Raw genomic sequence first — 808 nt, forward strand, 5'->3', positions numbered from 1 at the left:
GGGCCCGTTCGGTCGATCCTACGATCGAAACGGTCGCGGTCTTCGCCAACTCCTGGTGGGACCCGGTGAAGGAAGGGCAGATCGCCCAGGCCATTCTCGACCAGAAGGCCGACGTGCTCGCCACGAATCTGAGCGCGACCTCGGCGCTCGACGCCGCCGAAAAGGCAGGCGTTCCTTCGATAGGCTTTCAGCTCGACATGTCGCATGCCGCGCCGCGGACGATCCAGACCTCCGTCATCTTCCGCTGGGAGAAATATCTTGTGCCGACGATCAAGGAGATCATCGACGGCAACTGGAAACCCGAGGAATACGGCGCTTTCGAAGGCCTTGAAACCGGCGTGGTCGATCTTGCTCCTTTTGGCCCCTCGGTTTCCGAGGAGACCAAGGCAAAGGTTGAAGCAGCAAAGCAGGAGATCATCGCCGGCAAGCTTGATCCATTCCAGGGCCCTCTGAAAAAGCAAGACGGCACCATCGTTGTCGATGTCGGCGGGAAGGTCGACGATGCGGCGCTCTGGTCGATGGACTATTTCGTCGACGGTGTCATCGGCACCATGCCGGCGAAGTAATGACGACGGCGCTTCAGCAAGCGGGCGACATGCGACGACCGCTGGGCACGCCGGCGGCTCTGTTGATGCGCGGCATAGGCAAGTCGTTTGACGGCAAAGCCGCGCTCCGCGATGCGTCCTTCTGTCTCGAATGGGGGGAGGTGCATGCCATTGTCGGTGAGAACGGTGCAGGCAAGTCCACTTTGATGAACGTGGCGGCCGGCGTCTATGTAGCAGACGGGGGCGAGCAATCGATCGACGGC

General features: G+C 61.3%; 2 protein-coding genes. Both read left to right on the forward strand.

Translation table 11 applies throughout. From position 1 onward, the window contains the following. Positions 1-566, forward strand: a 566-nt coding sequence (locus EN925_RS38000) for a BMP family ABC transporter substrate-binding protein (RefSeq protein ID WP_128337469.1), incomplete at its 5' end; no start/stop codon positions are given. Continuing rightward, a partial coding sequence (locus EN925_RS38005; protein ID WP_128337470.1) for an ATP-binding cassette domain-containing protein occupies positions 566-808 on the forward strand: 243 nt, incomplete at its 3' end. The genes EN925_RS38000 and EN925_RS38005, both read left to right, overlap by 1 nt.

It is taken from the genome of Mesorhizobium sp. M7A.F.Ca.US.006.04.2.1 (assembly GCF_004022915.1).
Classification (GTDB): domain Bacteria; phylum Pseudomonadota; class Alphaproteobacteria; order Rhizobiales; family Rhizobiaceae; genus Mesorhizobium; species Mesorhizobium ciceri.